Origin of the sequence: Citricoccus sp. NPDC079358 (assembly GCF_040702545.1) — a bacterium.
Taxonomy (GTDB): Bacteria; Actinomycetota; Actinomycetes; order Actinomycetales; family Micrococcaceae; genus Citricoccus.
Window position 1 is genome coordinate 1 of the sequence record NZ_JBFBLI010000038.1, and the last position, 1272, is coordinate 1272.

Annotated in this window: 1 protein-coding gene and 1 pseudogene; both read right to left on the reverse strand. The window is 70.3% G+C overall.

The features are described 5' to 3' along the window. Positions 1-859 (reverse strand): MBL fold metallo-hydrolase (locus AB0333_RS16945; RefSeq protein ID WP_366219842.1); only part of this gene is annotated, 859 nt, incomplete at its 3' end. A 197-nt stretch (positions 860-1056) separates the two neighbouring features. Beyond that, positions 1057-1272, reverse strand: a pseudogene (locus AB0333_RS16950) (MFS transporter); the annotation flags it as partial.

Sequence of the window (1272 nt, forward strand, 5' to 3'; positions counted from 1 at the left end):
CCACGAGTGCCAAGGTGCCATCGGACAGGCCTCGGGCCAGTTCGTCGGCGGTGAAGGAGCGCGGGGCCGAGCGCTCACCGAGCAGGGCCGGGCCGGTCTTGTTCTGGCGCTTCATTCGGGCGAAGTAGGCATGGGCGTCGGGCTGGCCGGCGAGCAGTTCGTCGATGAAACCCTGCTCGTCGTCGTTGGCCAGGTACTGCGCCCACCAGGAGAACTTGCGCTCATAGCCCACGGTGGTGGCCGGCAGCGCGCCCAGGGCCTTGCCGCAGGCCGAACCGGCCCCATGACCGGGGTAGACCTGCACATGGTCCGGCAGGGTGAGGAAGGCGTCCTTGAGCGAGGCGAACAGCTGCTTGGCCCCGAGGAAGCGGGTGTCCTGGCCCCCCGCGGCCTCGTCCAGCAGGTCCGGGCGGCCCACGTCGCCGGAGAACACGAAGTCCCCGGTCAGGTAGTACCCCGGCTCATCGGTGAAGGCCCCGTCGGTGACCAGGTAGGACAGGTGCTCGGGGGTATGGCCGGGGGTGTGCCGGGCGGTGATGGTGATGTTGCCCAGGGCGACAGTGTCCCCGTCGTGCAGGAGCGAGGCGTCGAAGCCGTACTGCCAGTCCTCCCCGCCCTCACCGGAGACGTAGGCGGTCGCCCCGGTGGCGGCGGCCAGCTCACGGGTACCGGAGAGGAAGTCGGCATGGATGTGGGTCTCGGCCACCGCGGTGATCCGCATGCCGTGATGGGCGGCCAGCTCCAGGTACTGCCGGATGTCGCGGCGGGGGTCGACGACGAGGGCCTCGCCGTTGGCCTGGCAACCGATGAGATAGCTGGCCTGGGCCAGGTCCTCGTCGTAGATGCGCTCGAGAAGCATGGTTCCTCCTGCGGGTCGGAAGTAGAAGTCTGGACACCGGCGAACCGGATACCCCCTACGGTATTGCATACCCCCTGAGGTATGCAAGTGGCGCGTCGTGGTGACGGAGACCCGGACGGCCGGGGTGGCGGGGAGGCTGGTGGATCTGCCTGATATCTGCACGTCCCCCTCGGGCGTGCTGGCCCGGGCGTTTGCGCTCATGGGCGAGGTCCCCTGGGAGGGAGGGCAGTACCGTGGTCGCGTCCGCGCATGCGCACCGCGACCACGGCCCCGGAGGCCGCGGTCAGCACGGCGACGACGATGACCGCTGTGGGGATGCCGAAGGCGTCGGCGACCAGGCCGGCGATCACGGCGCCGGCGGCGAAGCCCCCGTCACGCCAGAGCCGGTAGATGCCCACCGACCGGGCCCGCCA